This is a genomic window from Bradyrhizobium sp. USDA 3397 (genome assembly GCF_054060965.1).
Map to the genome: position 1 here is coordinate 4287240 of NZ_JBSSDS010000001.1, position 17664 is coordinate 4304903.

The window sequence follows — 17664 nt, forward strand, 5'->3', positions numbered from 1 at the left end:
CTTTGTCTGCTTCTGGTCGATTCCGTTGAAAAAGGCCGGCAGTATTTTGTTGTAATAGCTCCGTCGCGACGTGACCGAACTGCTCCATCGACCCTATGCGAGCCTCGCGATGGGCATCGGGATGAGCTTGGCCATCTTTCGAAGGTTCTGGGCGGTGGCCGCGAGGATGAACTCATCGCGCGCGCCGTTCGGGCCTCGTAAACGCAAACGGTCGAGCTTGAGGATGCGCTTGAGGTGGGCGAACAACATCTCGATTTTCTTGCGAAGCCGGCGCGAGGTGCCTCCCTCCCACGATTTGGCGATCTGGCGCGCCATGTCGCGAGCGCCTTCGTAGATGGAGCGCGGCACCCTCCGTGATGCCTGCTTGGGGCAACACCGAGCCTTCAATGCGCATCGATCACAATCGCGCTTGCTGGCGAGGTAAAGCATGGTGGCACCATCATTCACCAACGTTCCGGTGGTGGTAAGAACTTTGCCACCAGGGCAACGATAGATGTCGCCAGCATGGTCATAGGTGAAGTCGTCGCGCGAGAAGATACCGTCTGTGCGGGCGGACTTATCGAAGACTGTAACGTGCGGTTCGATGCCGTGCTCATAGACCAGCCAAGCGAGCATCTCGGCCGAGCCATAGCCGCTGTCACCGAGTAGCCGGCTCGGATAGAGATCAAACCGCTCCAGCGATCGTTCAATCATGCGCTTGGCGGCCAATACCTCCGCCTGCCGGATCGCCGTCGTTGCCTCAACATCGACGATGATCGCGTTCTCGACGTCGACCAGGTAGTTCGTCGAATAAGCGAAAAACGCTTGGCCACCGTGCGCCCCCGTCCAGCGCGCCGCCGGGTCGGAGGGCGATACGAACTTCGGGGTAACCTCGGTCGCCGCTCCGAACGCGGCATCATCGAGGACAGCCAGATACTCATCGATTGCTCGGCCGGCAGCCTCCGGCGGAAGTCCCTTATCGCCTTCGATGCCCTTCTGCCGATTGGCATCGGCCTTGATTAGGCTCGCATCAACCGCAAATCCCTCACCGCCGACCAGTCGTTCCTCGATGCAGCGGCGCAGCACGCTCTCGAACACGCGACGGAAGAGGTCGCTCTGCCGGAAGCGGCCATGCCTGTTCTTGGAGAAGGTCGAATGATCCGGCACCGCCCCATCCAGACCGAGCCGGCAGAACCACCGGTAGGCCAAATTGAGGTGAACCTCATCGCACAGGCGCCGCTCCGACCGGATGCCGAAGCAGTAGCCGATCAGGAGCATCCGGATCATCAGCTCGGGATCGATCGAAGGTCGGCCGATGCTACTGTAGAAAGGTGCCAGCTCCCGCCTGATCTCTTGCAGGTCGACGAACCTGTCGACCGATCTCAAAAGATGGTCGGAGGGAATATGCTTCTCGAGCGAGAACTCATAGAACAACGCAGCCTGCTCGACTTGCTGATGCCCCATCATGATCTTCAGTCCTGCCAATTAGACAGACTGAATCACTGCTATCCTTGAGTCGCAACTGCCGCGTTTTTCAACAAAATCGGTCCAGAACCGGACATCGACCTGAGCGGGATGTCTACATCGAACGACAAACACTGCACCCTCGGCTAAATTATCATCCCTTACCGGCACTTCAGGTCGTGATATTGAGACCACGGGCGCCGTGAGGCGGCGACTGTTTGAAAGGAAAGTTATGTATAGTCCTTCTCAACAACTCATTCACCTGGGCCTTGGCTTCATGGTCTCCCAAGCCTTGCGCGTTGCGACAGATCTTAACGTTGCGGATCGCTTGGTCGCCGGAGAGCGGAGCGTCGACGATCTGGCGGAGGAAACGCATTGTCACTGCGATGCGCTCTATAGGATTATGCGGCTTCTCGCCGCCGAGGGGGTCTTTAGCGAAACCTCGGCCCGCCGTTTCCAACTCACCGAATTGGGCGCAGCCTTGCTTTCCGACGCACCCTCAAGTCCCCGCGACCTGATCCGAATGATGAACAGGGAGCCGTATCTCGCCTTCGCCCAGCTCACTCATTCAGTGCAAACGGGTTTGCCGACGTTCGAAACCGTATTTGGAAAGCCCAGGTTCGATTGGCTGGCGGACCATCCGGACGCGGCCTCGCTATTCCAGCAGGCGATGATCGCGCTTAGCCAAGGCGCCAATGAAGCTGTAGCAGAGGCGTGTGATTTTGGTGCGTTTTCTCAGATTGTCGATGTCGGCGGCGGCCATGGACAGCTGCTTTCGGAGATCCTAAAGAGACACCCTCACCTTTCCGGCATATTGTTTGACCTACCGGCCGGGGTTGAGGCAGCGCGGGCTAATGCGGCAAGTTTCCCGCCACAGACCTCGTTCGTGGCCGGCAATTTCTTCAACGCCGTTCCAGCCGGTGCGGACGTCTATATCATGAAAAAGGTCATTCACGATTGGAATGACGAGCAAGCGGTACGCATCCTGCGCAATTGCCGAGAGGTAATGAAACCCCACGGACGAGTTTTAATTGCGGAGACTATTATTCCCCCAGGAAACGAACGAAATACGATCAAGCTAATCGATGCGAACATGCTTGTCGTTACGGGGGGCGTCGAGCGAACCGAGAGCGAATTTGCCGCTTTGCTTGCCGCCGCAGGTCTGCGGCTTGAGCGGGTCATTTCGACCGCCCGGGCGATCTCAGTTCTTGAGGCAAGCCGAGCCTGAAGTCTTCGAGAAAGCATCGGGTCATACATGCGCAACGAACCTTTAGATCGTCGAAAGGAGGGGATTTGCCATCGGCGGCGTTGGAGCGGATGAGCTGGCCGGTGCCAGCCGGACCGGAACCCTTTCAATAGTATTTTCTTGAACAGATGGATCGAGGCTCGATCGTCGGTGGTATCCGACAAAAAATGAGCTCCGTAGACGTCGTTGTTCCCTGCTTCAGGTATGGGCACTTCCTGCGAGAGTGCGTCGAGAGCGTTTTGACGCAATCCGGTCCCGAATTGCGCGTGCTCATCATCGATGATGCGTCACCTGACAATACCGCGGAAGTTGCGCAAGAGTTACGGTGCTCCGATCCCCGCGTCGATTACCGCAGGCACATCTCGAATCAAGGTCTCATCGCGACCGCCAACGAAGGCATTGCCTGGGCGAGCGCCGACTATATGCTTCTGCTGTCTGCGGACGACTACCTGCTGCCCGGTGCCCTGTCGAGATCGGTCGATCTGATGGACAATCACCCTTCTGTCGCTTTCACCTTCGGAGGCGCGGTTGTTCTAGACCAGCGCGGGGATCATCCATTCTACAGAAGCTATTATGGAACGGAAGTGGATCTCCGAACGCGCATCTTGTCCGGACTCGAGTTCATCACTCTTAGTCGTGCACAATGTATTGTGGTGTCACCGACCGTCGTGGTTCGCACGAGCCTGCAGAAAAAACTGGGCGGGTATCTAGCAGACTTGCCCTACGCCTCCGACATGGAAATGTGGATGCGGCTCGCCGCACATGGCGACGTCGGATTCATTGGTGCGGACCAGGCCGTGTATCGATACCACTCAGTCAACATGTCGAGTGAACCTTCACCGGAGCTAAACCTGCTCCAACGCAAGGCGGCTATCGAACATTTCCTGAATGGCGGCGCCGCGATGCTGACAAACGATCTCAGGAACTGGTTGACCCGCCAATTGGCACTTGACGCGATCGTCCGCGCAAGCATTGCCTTCAACGAAGGAGCGATAGACACCTCAGCACGCCTTGCCGAACTTGCGTTGAGTATTGACCCAAGCGTTCAACATTCACGTCGTTGGTGGTTTCTTGCCTGCAAGAAGATTCTTGGATTGCGAGGATGGCAGCTGGTGCGGCCTTCAGTTGAGTTGTTCAGATCCATCTTCCGGAACGAGCGGCGCTGAGTAGCCGAGCTCGCCGCGAGGCATAGGCTGCCCGCTAAAACCACTGGCGTATCATTTTCGCTTCTGGCCGATTCCGTTGAAAAAGGCCGGCAGTATTTTGTTGTAATAGCTCCGTCGCGACGTGACCGAACTGCTCCATCGACCCTATGCGAGCCTCGCGATGGGCATCGGGATGAGCTTGGCCATCTTTCGAAGGTTCTGGGCGGTGGCCGCGAGGATGAACTCATCGCGCGCGCCGTTCGGGCCTCGTAAACGCAAACGGTCGAGCTTGAGGATGCGCTTGAGGTGGGCGAACAACATCTCGATTTTCTTGCGAAGCCGGCGCGAGGTGCCTCCCTCCCACGATTTGGCGATCTGGCGCGCCATGTCGCGAGCGCCTTCGTAGATGGAGCGCGGCACCCTCCGTGATGCCTGCTTGGGGCAACACCGAGCCTTCAATGCGCATCGATCACAATCGCGCTTGCTGGCGAGGTAAAGCATGGTGGCACCATCATTCACCAACGTTCCGGTGGTGGTAAGAACTTTGCCACCAGGGCAACGATAGATGTCGCCAGCATGGTCATAGGTGAAGTCGTCGCGCGAGAAGATACCGTCTGTGCGGGCGGACTTATCGAAGACTGTAACGTGCGGTTCGATGCCGTGCTCATAGACCAGCCAAGCGAGCATCTCGGCCGAGCCATAGCCGCTGTCACCGAGTAGCCGGCTCGGATAGAGATCAAACCGCTCCAGCGATCGTTCAATCATGCGCTTGGCGGCCAATACCTCCGCCTGCCGGATCGCCGTCGTTGCCTCAACATCGACGATGATCGCGTTCTCGACGTCGACCAGGTAGTTCGTCGAATAAGCGAAAAACGCTTGGCCACCGTGCGCCCCCGTCCAGCGCGCCGCCGGGTCGGAGGGCGATACGAACTTCGGGGTAACCTCGGTCGCCGCTCCGAACGCGGCATCATCGAGGACAGCCAGATACTCATCGATTGCTCGGCCGGCAGCCTCCGGCGGAAGTCCCTTATCGCCTTCGATGCCCTTCTGCCGATTGGCATCGGCCTTGATTAGGCTCGCATCAACCGCAAATCCCTCACCGCCGACCAGTCGTTCCTCGATGCAGCGGCGCAGCACGCTCTCGAACACGCGACGGAAGAGGTCGCTCTGCCGGAAGCGGCCATGCCTGTTCTTGGAGAAGGTCGAATGATCCGGCACCGCCCCATCCAGACCGAGCCGGCAGAACCACCGGTAGGCCAAATTGAGGTGAACCTCATCGCACAGGCGCCGCTCCGACCGGATGCCGAAGCAGTAGCCGATCAGGAGCATCCGGATCATCAGCTCGGGATCGATCGAAGGTCGGCCGATGCTACTGTAGAAAGGTGCCAGCTCCCGCCTGATCTCTTGCAGGTCGACGAACCTGTCGACCGATCTCAAAAGATGGTCGGAGGGAATATGCTTCTCGAGCGAGAACTCATAGAACAACGCAGCCTGCTCGACTTGCTGATGCCCCATCATGATCTTCAGTCCTGCCAATTAGACAGACTGAATCACTGCTATCCTTGAGTCGCAACTGCCGCGTTTTTCAACAAAATCGGCCCGTAGCCGAAGGTTCCGGTGGCTGTCGGCGCGTCGGTTGCGGGGTGTAGAGCGGAAGCCGCTGAGATCGGATCCCATTGGCAGCATATGCGCCCATCCTCCGCCAGGAGCCGCTTGTGGCCCAAGAGGGACATATCGGGTTGCGAAGCAGAATGCCTGCTCTCGTTCACCACATTTAAACCTTAAGATTGTACGAAGAGTGCTCACCCACAGGTCGCAGGAACATGCGAACAGCCTTCCTACAGAAGCCGTCATTGGACTTCGGCCAATGAAGGCCTGGCAGACCAGCTGCATCGTGGCTGTTCTCGCATGCGCGGGACTCTTTCTGGCCGCCGGGAACAGACCGGCGGCGACGTTGCCGGATGTCCTGTCGGAAGCGGCTGCGAGCATACCGGCTGCAGCGAGCACAGCGGCTCCTGCGAACGTGGTGACGCCTGCCACCTACGCAGAGGCATCCGCCAAACTCGCGGCGGCGCTTCGGGCAGAAAGAGCGGAGCCGGGCTCGGTGACGTCGGCAGGTTCGGCGCCGCTGCGCACGGAAGCCGAGATCGTCGATGAACCCGTCGCGCCGAAATTGGCGTCGTTGGGACAGGATGTCGTCCAATCGCTGCCGCCGGAACGCGATGCGTCCAACGGAGCTCCGAAAGCGGCGTCGACGCAGGATTTCCGTCATCTGATCTACTACGTCTGGTCCGAACTGCCGCCCGCCGAGAAACCGGCGGAGATCGTCTTGCGTGCGTTTAGGGACATTCCGGTCGGAACGCCGACTGAGGAGATCAAGCGCGCTGCCGACGCGTTTGGTCTCGATTTCAATTTCATGATGGCGGTTGCCAAGATCGAATCCGGCTTCAACCCCAATCAACGCACCGGGTCCTATATCGGGCTGTTTCAGCTGAGCTATTATGAGTTCGGAAAGTTCGGCTTCGGGCAGATTCGCAGTCCGCGGGATAACGCCGTCGCGGCCGCCTACAAGATCATTACCGAAGGCGTCCTGTTCGAGTGGATCACCCACCGCAAGCCGGACATGAGCGATCTCTACCTGATCCATCAGCAGGGCTGGGAAGGCGCCGCCGAGCACATCAGCCGGCCCGCTCGCCTTGCGTGGAAATCAATGTGCGCCACCAGCGAAGGCAAGGAGAAGGGCGAGAGGTGGTGCAAACGCGCGATTTGGGGCAATGCACTTCCGGCCTTCAAGCGCACCTGGAAATCGGTCGACAACGTGACGTCAGAAGCGTTCGTCGGCATGTGGCGCGGCCGGGTCGCCGAATTCTACACGAAGTATGTGGCGACTGCTGCGGCGGCGGCAAACCAATAATCCCATCGTCGGCGGCGCCGCACACGTTGCTTTGTCTTTAGCGCAACTCGCCGGCCGTCGGCCTTTACCCAGGGTGTGTTGGGCCCTCACCTGAACGGGCTATTGAGCCGTGTAAACGCAACGAAACCCGATATAGACCGCGTGAAAGTCGGCCGATTTCCACTGTACGGCTGACGCTTTTGTCTTGTCCGCACCGTACCACCACGACCCGCCGGCCGTCAGTGCCTCATCGCCCCGCCGATCCGCGAGCCATTCCCAGACATTGCCACCCATATCGTACAGACCGTTGACACCCCGCTTGGTGGTACCAACGGCTGCATGCCGCGGCCAGCGATCTCTATCGGATGTGTTCATGCCGTCAGGTCTATCGCCGACAGGATAAGGATAGGTGCGTCCATTTACGAAATCGTCGGTAGGATTCGCACGCGTTTCGGTATAGGCGGCTCTTTCCCATTCTTCCAGGGTCGGCAAGCGTCCGCCCGCGGCTAAGCAGTAGTCACGAGCTTCGTTCCACGACACATGCACCGCCGGCTCATCGTCGCGGCTCGGTTCTCCGAACGGCGTCGCCCATGTCCAGCCGCGGCGACGGACCCAGCTGCCCGCGAATTCGTGTCCGCCTCCTTCCTGTTCGGCCGCGGTCTTCAGAGCTTTGTCAGCAGCGAAATTGCGAAACTGGCCGATCGTGACCTCGGTCCGGTCGATGGCAAACTTGCCCAGATTCTCGCGTTGGGCAGGCTCGGCGAATGCAACGCCGGTAACGGCCATCAAGCCACATCGCAAAGCAATCGAGCGCCATTTCATGTAAGAACTTCTCCTGTATTGCCTCGAGGTGAGACGTGGCAGGCGCCGACCCAGCGCGCCTGCCATTCACCGATCAACTCATGCGCTGACGCAATGCCGCCTGCGAACGGCGAATGACGCCCTGGTACATGCTCTGCTTGTCAGGATACCATTGCATCGACGCGAGATTGGCGAAGCCGGGAATGCTTTCCATATGCCGTGCCATCCGCTGCCGCATGGATTGATCCGGCTGAGGACCGCGCAGTGCGCCGACGTTCTCGGCCGCGTGATCCGGGTTCGACGTCGCGGCAAGAACGGTCGTCACCGCCGGATGGCCCATGGCCCATTTGATGAAGAACTGCGACCAGTTCTCCGCACCGATATCGCGGGCAAAATCGGGCAGCGGCCGGCCCTCGACGATCTTGTGCAAGCGGCCTTTTTCCAGCGGCATGTTTGTGAGCACGCCGACGCCCTTGTCGCTCGCCGCGCGAAGGACGCGCTCCTCGGCGTGACGATTGAAGATCGAATAGTTGACCTGGATGATGTCCACCAGATCCTTGTCGATCAATCCTGCGAGAATGTTGTGATAGTCATTCTCGTGGACCGAGGCGCCGACATAACGAATCCTGCCCTCTCTCTTCCATACGCGCAGCAGTGGCACGATCGCGTCGACATTGACCAGGCTGTGGCAGTGGAGCACGTCGATCTTGTCGCGCCACAGCCGAAGCCTCGATTGCTCCATGCTGGCCAAGGCGTGGCTTTCGTCGGCCAGGTAGTCGCCGGTCGACCAGATCTTGTTGCTGATGAACATCTGGTCCGTCACGCCCATGGCGCTGAGAAAGCCACCGACGCTGACCTCGCCGGTACCGTAGAGCGGCGATGTATCGATCACCCGGACGCCGGCATCTATATATTTCCTGGTGACCTCTCGCAGCGCGTCGCGATTGCTGCCCGGCAGCAGGTCAAAAGTCAGAAACGTTCCCAGTCCGAGCGCGGGCAGACTTTCGTTGGTGCGGCCGATCGTTCGGGTGAGTACCGGCCCCGCCGCAGCCGCACGCGATGCAGTGCCGGCTGGCGCTTGCGCACTGGCGCTCGAAACGCCGACTGCAGTTGCGTGAACAGCTGTCGCCGCGATGGCGCCCATCGCGGTGGCGGCGCCGAGAAACTGGCGGCGATCGGTCGCCGTCGGCCTATCCTGTGGTGTCTTATCCATTGCAAATCTCCGTGATTTCGCCTGCGGCACTTGTCGCCTGCCAATAGAAAGGATCGACCGCTCGCTTTGTCGCGCGGGATTCTGACCAAATCACTCGGATCCTGACGCGACGATGCTCCCTTTCCGGCCTGCAAGGAATTGCGGTTCCAAGCTTGGATGTGTATTCAGGCGACGTCGCTGCGCAGGAAGTCGCGATGCACCGTGTCATTGAGAATGCGTCGACAATCGATCGGTTGAGCTCCCGGCCGGATGGCTGGCGGCGCACCCAATGGGCGAACGGCGCATTCGAAACGGCGTACCGGCCGATGACCTCCATCGTCGAAGGGCGCATCCTGTCGCCAAATCACCTCATCATGGCGACCCTGTCCGGCGGCGCCGAGCGACATGTAATTTCAGCCGATGGCGGGCATCGCTATGACGGCCCCGATCTACCGTCGACCGTTTCATTTCTCCCGGCTGGCTGCGAACGACGGCTTCGGCTTCACAATGTGGGTTGGCGATGGGCAGCGATCGCCCTCGACCCCGCCAGGATTTCAGCAATCGCCGGCGCATCGATCGAAGGACTGGGCCCCCTGTCGGGCGCGGAAGACAGCTTCGTCTGGAACATGCTCGCGGAGTTCGAACGAGTTGACGCGCTGGAGGGAGGTCTCGACGCGATCTATTGCGACACGATGAGCCTTGCTCTCGTTGTATACCTTGCACGCCGATACGGTGGTGCAAGAGTGAAGGATACATCGATCAAGCTGCCGGCGTGGAGGCTACGGCGCGTCACCGAATTCATCGACGCGCATTTAAGCGCCACAATTCGGATTGCCGATCTCGCTGATCTTGCGCAGCTCTCGGAAGGCCATTTCCATCGCGCATTCAGGGCAGCGACCGGGCAGACGCCGCTGGCATTCGTCCATGCGCGGCGAGTCGCGATGGCAAAGCAACTGCTGGCGAGCAGCAAGCTTTCGGTCGCGCAGATGGCGCTACGCGTCGGTTTTCTCAGTCCCGCGCATTTTGCCCGCGTCTTCCGGTCAATGACCGGCCAGAGTCCATCCCAATATCGACGCTCATTCCATCTTTGACGGCGGAAAGTAACGCCTGACGGCCAATGGCGTACAACGGCAGTCGGCAAATAGCCGACGACACGCCCCAACCCTGCTTCATTTTCCGACGAGCCCGTGGCCCCGGCGTCAAGACGCAGCGGTTCACGACGAGGGGCCCCTGCGGGTGATGAAGTGGCGGCGCGGCCCGCGCTACAGCGCGAGCACGACCTCGCCCGACACCGCGTCCGTCACGCCGCGTCCGTTGCCCTGGTCCTCGAGCACGGACCTGAAACTGTCGAGGGTCTTGATCATCGCCGAGCGGGCCGCGACCAGCGCATCCTGGCTGGACCACGTGCCGATGAGGCAGAAGGTCTGATCGCCGGTCCTGATGATGACGCCGTGCTCCAGCCCCGGCCATTTGGCCTTGCCGTCTCGGTGCGCATCGAGGAAGGCGCCCTCCTCGCCCGGCTTCACCTTGAACTTGACGACGTTGTAAACCTGCATGACGCGCCTCCGGAACATGATTGGATGAAAATGCGAGCGCCGTACCAGATCGGGTTCGGACCGATATCTTTGCACCCCCGCAACAAAAAGTCGAAAACAACCCCACGCACGGTAGGCGGGGCAACAGAATCAGCGACTTAGAGCGCGGCGAGACGGAATAGATCTCCGCGGCGGGACTGGCTGCTCCAGCAAGCACGATCTTTCGAATGACCGCAGCGCACTCTGCTCATCTTACGAAAGCGTTGCACCGTCGGGCAAAACAGGAGCAGGGCGCATCGGAAGAATCAAGATGGGCCGAACCCATCCGCTGCTCCGTACTGACATCCCTGGGCTTCACACCTCGTGGAACCAACGAGGGTGTCGCGCGTTGCCGCGCTGCTCTAGAAGGTGACGCAGCTGAAGCCGGGTCGCCTTGCTGGGCCAATCAAGACGGGAACGCCGGGCGAGCCAAACCAGATGCGTCGTATCCGACTCGTGATCGCAGATCGCCGTCCGATCGTCTTGCAGGGTTTTGAGACGCTATTTGCGACCGAACGTGACTTCGAGATCGTTGCGTCCTGCATCAATGGAGCCGATTGCCTCGAAGCCGTCCGGACGTTGGTGCCAGACGTCGCGCTTGTCGAGGATGGATTTCCCGATCTGACGGCCTCAGCCATGCTGGCCGCCGTCAACGCCGAAAGCCTTCGCACACGGCTGGTCTTCTACACCGCATCGATCGCACGCGGCGATCTCGCTGCGGCTGTCGCAGCGGGTGCCTGCACGGCTATACCGATGCGCGAGGAGCCTGAAAACCTGCTGCAGTCCCTGAGGCTGGTGGCGCCGAACGCGCATCCGGCGGCCGGCAAGGCAGGCAATGGCGCGTCTGGCGAAAATGGCCTGGCAGCGCTGACGGACCAGGAGCGCAGGATCATGCGTCTGGTCGCCAGCGGCATGTCGAACAAGGAGATTGCGCGCGAGCTCAAGGTCGCCCCAGGCGCCATTCAGGCGCGGATCGATCGCATGTCCGCGCGGCTCGACATCAAGGGCCGGACGGAGCTCGCAAGCTTCGCCCTGTCCCGCCTCTACGGCGGCGTCGGCGCGCTTGCAGCTCTGATTTGGGCGGCGCTGGATGACGTTCAATCCGCGAACGCGGCGGCCTTCGATCATGCGGATGCCGACAATTTCACGGTCATAACCGCAGACGGCGCCGGCGCGATCGTGAGCATCAAGATCACCTCCGCAAAAACGACCCTTCCGGCCAAAACGGCCAAAGCCTTCCGTATCGAGAACTCCCCGGCAGACATGCCGACGCGGGCCGCCAAGCTCATCGAATCCCGAGCCGATATTGCTGGCAGCACGATCACGGCGCCGCCCCTCACCCCTTCAAGAGCGGGCTTGAGCAGCGCCGGCACGTTCATGATGACGGCAGTCGGAGTCTCGCTTTACGAACTTTTCAGCAATCACGCGCAGGCGTTCACGGTTTCCGACGGCCTGAGCGACGTCTTTGCGTCGGCTTCCGCAGAGACCAGCGCGTTCGCCGCCCTCAACCCTGCAAGGCCGGATGCGAACCTCGACGGCTTCGACAAGCTGCCCTGGCCCGATCCCGAACTACACCATGATTCATTCGCCTTCGCCGCTGCCCGAGGCGACGCCATGGCCAGAGCCGACGAGGTTCAGACCATCGACGCGGCCGCGCGCGAGGACGGCTTCGGCGACAACGGCAACCCTCATATCGGATCCGGCGCCATCGACGCTCTGAGCGATCATGGCGGCTTGGAACAGGCGGCCGCAACGGGCGCGAGGAATGCCGAACGCGGCACGACACAGGCAGCGGCGATCGACGCACGCGATCATGGACCAGCGCAGCGCGATTTGCACGCTTCGGAAGACGGCGCAGCAGCCGGCAAGCCGGAGACCGAGCACGGGCCACCCGACCACGCATCAAGCCAGGGGCAATCGCACGCTTCGGAGAAGGATGCAGCAGCCGGCAATAAGCATGCCGAGCACGAGCCACCCGGCCACGACCCCAATCATGGGCAATTGCAGCGTGACCTGCACGTCTCGGAGAAAGGCGCAGCAGCCGGCAACAAGCACGCCGAGCACGGGCCACCCGGCCACGATCCAAGTCATGGGCAATCGCAGGGCGACCTGCACGCTTCAGAGAAAGGCGCAGCAGCCGACAAGCATCAGGCCAAGCAGGATTCGACCGGACACGACACCAATTCAGGACAACTGCATCGCGCTTCGGAGGACGGTTCCGCAGGTGCCAAGCACCATGCCAATGATGATGTCCCGGCAAGCCATGCCAGTTCCGGCCAGGCGCAGCGTGACCTGCATCAGGCACATCCAGGCGACTCCAAGAATTCGCCTGCGGAGCCGACCCAGAAGGCCGGCGGCAACGACCGGGCTCAGCATGATGCAGGTCCGGAAAAAGCGGCTGCCGCGCCCAAGGCCGAAGATGCTTTTCATTTCAAGAATGACCTGCCAGCGCCAAGACATTCAGATCATCTCGAACTTGGCTCCGGCGCCGATACGGCTGGACGTGGTCTTCACCACGCCGGACATGCTGAACTGGCGTCGATCCTGACTTCGGACCCGATTAGCCATTCGCACGCGGAGCAAAGCGCAGTGGACCACGCAAGAGGCGTTGACCACCATCCGACGCAGGATCTTTTCGTGTAGCGCACGCGTCTCCGTACGGCGTTAACCATCGCCAGCGGTTCCTGTCCCAGCGCAATCGCTTCGAGCTTTCTTAAATCTTGCGGGGTACCTCTCCTGGGCGTGGCGACCTGGGAGAAGACATGAGCAAGCGGGCCAAACGCCGGAAGGCCGAGACGATCGCACTGCCGATGGCAGCGAGAGTCGGAATTGGCGCCGTGGCCGTCGCAGCATTGGGGTATGGCTTGCTGGCTCCCCCGGGAAACGTGCAACCGGTGCGGAAGCCGTCCGCGCCCCAGGCCATGGCATCGTCGACGCCGGTCTACGTGGCACCGCAGGTTCACGCAGCAGCGCCCGCGCCTCCTCCGGTTCCGGCTCCGGCGCCGCTGGTCGAACCGCCCAAAGCCGACGCCGAAATTCCCGGAGCCTTGGTCCGGCAGGTGGTCGACTATGCCAGCCGCCAGACGCCGGGCACCGTGATCATCGATACCAACAACACGTTCCTCTATCTCGTCCTGAACGACACGCAGGCGATGCGCTACGGCATCGGTGTGGGCCGCGAAGGTTTTGCGTGGTCCGGTGAGCAGACCGTGGCGCGTAAGGCAGAATGGCCGGATTGGCGCCCGCCTGCGGAGATGGTCTCGCGTCAACCCTATCTGCCGCGGTTCATGGCGGGCGGGCCCGGCAATCCGCTCGGCGCCCGCGCGATGTATCTCGGCGAGACAGAATATCGCATTCACGGCACCAACAAGCCGGAAACGATCGGCAAGCGGGTGTCGTCGGGCTGTATCCGCCTGACCAACGAGGACGTCGTCGACCTCTATGAGCGGGTGAAAGTCGGCGCGAAGGTGATCGTGCTTCCGACGAATGCGGGCGCGTCGACCGTCCCAGGGTGCGCCCGATGCCGCATCCCGATCGCCGGATCCGGCCTCGCCGTCGAGCCGGCCGTCGGCGACCAGCGCGCAGATGCCGTCAGCCGGACCGAAGATCGCCGAGGTGCAGTAGTTCGGTCCTTCCTCCTGGCTCTGCCCCGAGGACAAAGAGCAATTCAAGTCGTCACCTCACGTCGGTAACCACGGCCGAACAGACCATCTTGCGCGACCAAAGCCGGTCTGCGTTGGCAAGATGCGGCATCGAATTAACCCTGTCGACAAATGATTGCCGTTGGGCGGCGGCCGCCGGCAAAGTTGCCTTATTGACGCGCAGAATTTTTAGCGGCGCTAACCTGGGTCAGAGGCGCGTTATGCTGAGAATGGCGTTGTTGGGCCTCCTCATCCTGTTGAGTGTGGGAATGCTATCGGCCATGGAGCTGAGCGCTCCACCGCGTCGCATCGCCGCCACGGTCCAGCCGCCTGCCGAGCAGAACGCAAGCATCCCCGCTTCGCACGATGCGCTGGCGAAGGCCGATCGCCTCGAGGTTGCCGCTGAGAGCCGCGCGATGCCGACACAGACCGCTTCGGTGGATAACCCGGTTGCTCCGCAGGACGTGCATGTCCGTTCATTCGCGCCGGCGCCGGTCGTCCGTCCGCGAAGCAAACCGAAACGGATCGCGACCGCTGAACCTCCCAAGCCGAAGCCAAAGGCATTTGGCGTCAAACGAGCCGCCACTGTTCAGCGCGCAAAGGCCGCCAGCGAGACCGAGCACTGTCGCCTCAAGGCGTTCGGCGGCCTGCTCAAGGCTTTGAACTTGACCGGCTGCGAAATCTGACGCCGCCTCCAGGAACGTCTCGCAAACTCTTCCGATCAGCCATATCTTGCCCGCATGAAAAAGATCGGATTCCTTTCCTTCGGGCACTGGACGCCCTCGCCGCAATCGCGGACGCGCTCGGCGGCGGATACGCTGCTGCAATCGATCGAGCTGGCGGTCGCGGCCGAACAGTTAGGGGCCGACGGCGCCTATTTCCGCGTCCACCACTTCGCGCGCCAGCTGGCCTCGCCGTTTCCGCTGCTCGCCGCGGTCGGCGCCAGGACCAGCCGGATCGAGATCGGCACGGCCGTGATCGACATGCGCTACGAGAACCCGCTCTACATGGTGGAGGACGCCGGCAGCGCCGATCTCATCGCCGGCGGACGGCTGCAGCTCGGCATCAGCCGCGGCTCGCCCGAGCAGGTGATCGACGGCTGGCGCTATTTCGGCTATCGGCCGGCCGAAGGCCAGAGCGACGCCGACATGGGGCGGCGCCATGCGGAGGTCTTCCTCGACCTGCTGCGCGGCGAAGGATTCGCTGAGCCCAATCCGCAGCCGATGTTTCCCAACCCGCCGGGGCTCTTACGCCTGGAGCCGCATGCGCCGGGCCTGCGCGAACGGATCTGGTGGGGCGCCGGCTCGAACGCCACCGCGGTGTGGGCGGCGAAGCTCGGCATGAACCTGCAGAGCTCGACGCTGAAGAACGACGAGACCGGCGAGGCCTTTCACGTGCAGCAGGCGGCGCAGATTCACGCCTATCGCACGGCGTGGAAGGAAGCCGGCCACAGCCGCGAGCCCCGCGTCTCCGTCAGCCGCAGCATCTTCGCGCTGATGGACGAGCGCGACCGCGCCTATTTCGGCGGCGAGCGCGGCAGCGAAGACCAGATCGGCTTCATCGACCCGCGCACGCGCGCGATCTTCGGGCGCAGCTATGCGGCCGAGCCCGATGTGCTGATCGAGCAGCTGCGCCAGGACGAGGCGATCACCGAAGCCGATACGCTGCTGCTGACGATCCCGAACCAGCTCGGCGTCGACTATTGCGCGCATGCCATCGAGGCGATCCTCACGCATGTGGCGCCGGCGCTGGGGTGGCGGTGACACGAACGGCAATATGTCCCAGAGGAATCACATTTGGACCCTCCCAAACGGTCGTCATGCCTGGGCTTGTCCCGGGCATCCACGTTTCTCGGTGCCGCGCGGCGAGGCGTGGATGGCCGGGACAAGCCCGGCCATGACGATGTGGGGACTATCGTGCCTCAAGCAACCTCACATGCGATAGCCCGGACCCTACCCAGCCTCACCCCGTCTTCGTCCCCGTGATGACGGCCAGCGCCTCGACGAGGCGGTCGAGATCGGCCTCGTCGGTGAAGAGCGCCGGCGTCACACGGATGCACTGGCCTTTGGCGACGCCGGCGCGGCGCACCGTCATGATTTTGTGGCTGTCCCGAAGCTTCGCAACGATGGCCTCGTTGTCGGCCTTGCCGGTCTTTCCGGCAAGGCGGAAGGACGTGATCGCGCCATATGAGCCGGCTTCATCCGGCGTCAGGATCTCGATGTCCTTGAAGCCGCGGACGCGGCTCACCCAATAGTCGCGCAGATGGCGCAGGCGCGCTTGCTTGGCCTCGCCGCCGATCTGCTGATGCAGCGCCAGCGCCGTCGGCACCGTCAGCATCGTGGCGAAATTGACCGTGCCGGTATGCACCCGCGAGCGGATGTCGCTTTCCGGAAAATCCTCGTCGCACATGTTGCGGTCGATGGCCGAAAGGCGATCCTTCCTGATGTAGAGGAAGCCGACGCCGAGCGGCGCGCCGATCCATTTGTGCAGATTGAAGCCGACGAAATCGGCCTCGAGCTCGCTCACCCGGAAGTCGAGCTGTCCCCAGGAATGGGCGGCATCGACGATGGTGTCGATGCCCTTGGCCTTGGCCATGCGGGCGATCTCGGCGACCGGCATGACGAAGCCGGTGCGGTGGCTGACATGGGTTAGAAGCAGAAGCCTCGTCTTCGGGTTCGCCTCGATGGCGCGGGCATAGGCGTCGAGCACCACCTGGCGGGTGGCGGGCTCCGGCACGTCGAACTTGACCACGTCGACGCCACGGCGGGCCTTCAGCGCGTTCATCGCATATTGCATCGAATCATAGTCGAGATCGGCATAGAGCACCCTGTCGCCCGGCTTCAGCCTGTTGTAGCCGCCGATGAGGAGCTGAAGCGCTTCGGTGGCGCCGCGGGTGAGCGCGATCTCAGCTGGAAGCGCGCCGACAGCCTCCGCCACCTTGGTGCGCACCGCCTCGAAATCCGCACCCGCACGCAGCCGCGCGTAATAGGTGTTCTGATAATTGACCATGTCGGACTGGCGGATGAACTCGCGCCGCACGGGCTCGGCCATGATGCCCCAATAGCCGTTCTCGAAATTGAGGATGTCGGGCGTCACGGCATAGAGCCCCTTCACGGCCGCCCAATAGGACTTGTCGGTGGCGATGGCGGCCACTGAGCCGGTCGGTTGCGGCGGAAGTCCCTCGGCGGCAAAGGCCGGCCCCGCAAGCGGCGCCACGGCCGCTACCGCGAGGCCCTTGAGCATCGCGCGGCGGTCCGCTGAAATCGTCCTGATCCGTTGCATGTCAGCTCTCCCCAGAGCGTTTTCGAGCGAAGCGGCGTCGGAATCGCATCGCGAAAGTGCCAAACGACGATCCAGAGCTCCGTTCCGACGTCACCGGACGAAGCAGGCTCTGGCGCGCGGGACAAGAGCAACGGACGATGCAGCGGAGATGACCGGAGCGTGACAATGCGATGATCGGAAGCCGATGGCGACGGCGCGGCCGGAGCAGCGGCCTCGACGCGCGCGAGCGGATGTGGGGTCCGGTTTCTTGCTTCGTCCGGAAACCGGAACCTTCACATTCAGTGCAGGTAGCCGATGAGATAGATGCCGCCGCCCAGGACGATGAGCGCGGGCACCGCCCAAAGAATCAACACAGGCATTTTTCTCTCCTCCAGTTGAATCCTCCCGGGGAGAGAACGGGAAAAAACGGCAAACGTTCCGGGTTTCTCCGGAACGGCGCAGCTGATG

At 61.8% G+C, this 17664-nt stretch carries 13 protein-coding genes and 1 pseudogene; 8 read left to right on the forward strand and 6 right to left on the reverse strand.

Annotation, left to right across the window (positions count from 1 at the left end; translation table 11 throughout):
- Positions 1 to 93 precede the first annotated feature (93 nt).
- The gene (locus tag ACVWYQ_RS19770; RefSeq protein WP_456725395.1) at positions 94 to 1446 is read right to left on the reverse strand and encodes a transposase; all 1353 of its coding nucleotides are present in this window, start codon (positions 1444 to 1446) and stop codon (positions 94 to 96) included.
- 229 nt (positions 1447 to 1675) lie between these two features.
- Between ACVWYQ_RS19770 and ACVWYQ_RS19775 the strand changes: the two genes are divergently transcribed.
- Together ACVWYQ_RS19775 and ACVWYQ_RS19780 are read left to right on the forward strand one after the other, a co-directional pair.
- Entirely contained in the window at positions 1676 to 2671 is a 996-nt protein-coding gene (locus ACVWYQ_RS19775) for a methyltransferase (RefSeq protein WP_271539388.1), read from the forward strand.
- Between the two features lie 185 nt (positions 2672 to 2856).
- On the forward strand, positions 2857 to 3855 hold the full coding sequence (locus ACVWYQ_RS19780; protein ID WP_404544251.1) for a glycosyltransferase: 999 nt from the start codon (positions 2857 to 2859) through the stop codon (positions 3853 to 3855).
- A 144-nt stretch (positions 3856 to 3999) separates the two neighbouring features.
- Here the strand turns inward: ACVWYQ_RS19780 and ACVWYQ_RS19785 are convergent, their stop codons facing one another.
- Entirely contained in the window at positions 4000 to 5352 is a 1353-nt protein-coding gene (locus tag ACVWYQ_RS19785; RefSeq protein WP_456725395.1) for a transposase, read from the reverse strand.
- Positions 5353 to 5470: 118 nt separating this feature from the next.
- Here ACVWYQ_RS19785 and ACVWYQ_RS19790 point away from each other — a divergent pair, with 118 nt between their 5' ends.
- Positions 5471 to 6748: a transglycosylase gene (locus ACVWYQ_RS19790; protein ID WP_456726294.1), complete on the forward strand. Its 1278-nt coding sequence runs from the start codon at positions 5471 to 5473 to the stop codon at positions 6746 to 6748.
- A 99-nt stretch (positions 6749 to 6847) separates the two neighbouring features.
- Here the strand turns inward: ACVWYQ_RS19790 and ACVWYQ_RS19795 are convergent, their stop codons facing one another.
- Both ACVWYQ_RS19795 and ACVWYQ_RS19800 read right to left on the reverse strand, forming a co-directional pair.
- Positions 6848 to 7549: a formylglycine-generating enzyme family protein gene (locus ACVWYQ_RS19795; protein WP_404544256.1), complete on the reverse strand. Its 702-nt coding sequence runs from the start codon at positions 7547 to 7549 to the stop codon at positions 6848 to 6850.
- Between the two features lie 73 nt (positions 7550 to 7622).
- Positions 7623 to 8672, reverse strand: a complete 1050-nt coding sequence (locus tag ACVWYQ_RS19800) for an aldo/keto reductase (protein ID WP_404653939.1) — start codon at positions 8670 to 8672, stop codon at positions 7623 to 7625.
- Between the two features lie 263 nt (positions 8673 to 8935).
- On the opposite strand from ACVWYQ_RS19800, the gene ACVWYQ_RS19805 reads away from it, so the two are divergent.
- Positions 8936 to 9811, forward strand: a complete 876-nt coding sequence (locus tag ACVWYQ_RS19805; protein ID WP_157283330.1) for an AraC family transcriptional regulator — start codon at positions 8936 to 8938, stop codon at positions 9809 to 9811.
- 171 nt (positions 9812 to 9982) lie between these two features.
- On the opposite strand, the gene ACVWYQ_RS19810 is transcribed toward ACVWYQ_RS19805, so the two are convergent.
- Positions 9983 to 10276 carry a DUF718 domain-containing protein gene (locus ACVWYQ_RS19810; RefSeq protein WP_157283331.1) on the reverse strand — a complete coding sequence of 98 codons (294 nt, stop codon included), beginning with the start codon at positions 10274 to 10276 and terminating at the stop codon, positions 9983 to 9985.
- A 387-nt stretch (positions 10277 to 10663) separates the two neighbouring features.
- Here ACVWYQ_RS19810 and ACVWYQ_RS19815 point away from each other — a divergent pair, with 387 nt between their 5' ends.
- The 4 genes and pseudogenes from ACVWYQ_RS19815 to ACVWYQ_RS19830 all read left to right on the forward strand — a co-directional run bounded on the left by ACVWYQ_RS19815 (position 10664) and on the right by ACVWYQ_RS19830 (position 15698).
- On the forward strand, positions 10664 to 12937 hold the full coding sequence (locus ACVWYQ_RS19815) for a LuxR C-terminal-related transcriptional regulator (protein WP_456726295.1): 2274 nt from the start codon (positions 10664 to 10666) through the stop codon (positions 12935 to 12937).
- Between the two features lie 119 nt (positions 12938 to 13056).
- Positions 13057 to 13918, forward strand: a pseudogene (locus ACVWYQ_RS19820) (L,D-transpeptidase).
- A 238-nt stretch (positions 13919 to 14156) separates the two neighbouring features.
- Positions 14157 to 14621 (forward strand): hypothetical protein, encoded by a 465-nt coding sequence (locus ACVWYQ_RS19825; protein WP_456726296.1) that lies wholly within the window; start codon positions 14157 to 14159, stop codon positions 14619 to 14621.
- 54 nt (positions 14622 to 14675) lie between these two features.
- A complete protein-coding gene (locus tag ACVWYQ_RS19830; protein ID WP_456726297.1) occupies positions 14676 to 15698 on the forward strand; it encodes an LLM class flavin-dependent oxidoreductase in 1023 nt (340 codons plus the stop codon).
- Between the two features lie 199 nt (positions 15699 to 15897).
- Here the strand turns inward: ACVWYQ_RS19830 and ACVWYQ_RS19835 are convergent, their stop codons facing one another.
- On the reverse strand, positions 15898 to 17217 hold the full coding sequence (locus ACVWYQ_RS19835; protein WP_456726298.1) for an aminotransferase class V-fold PLP-dependent enzyme: 1320 nt from the start codon (positions 17215 to 17217) through the stop codon (positions 15898 to 15900).
- Positions 17218 to 17664: the final 447 nt, after the last annotated feature.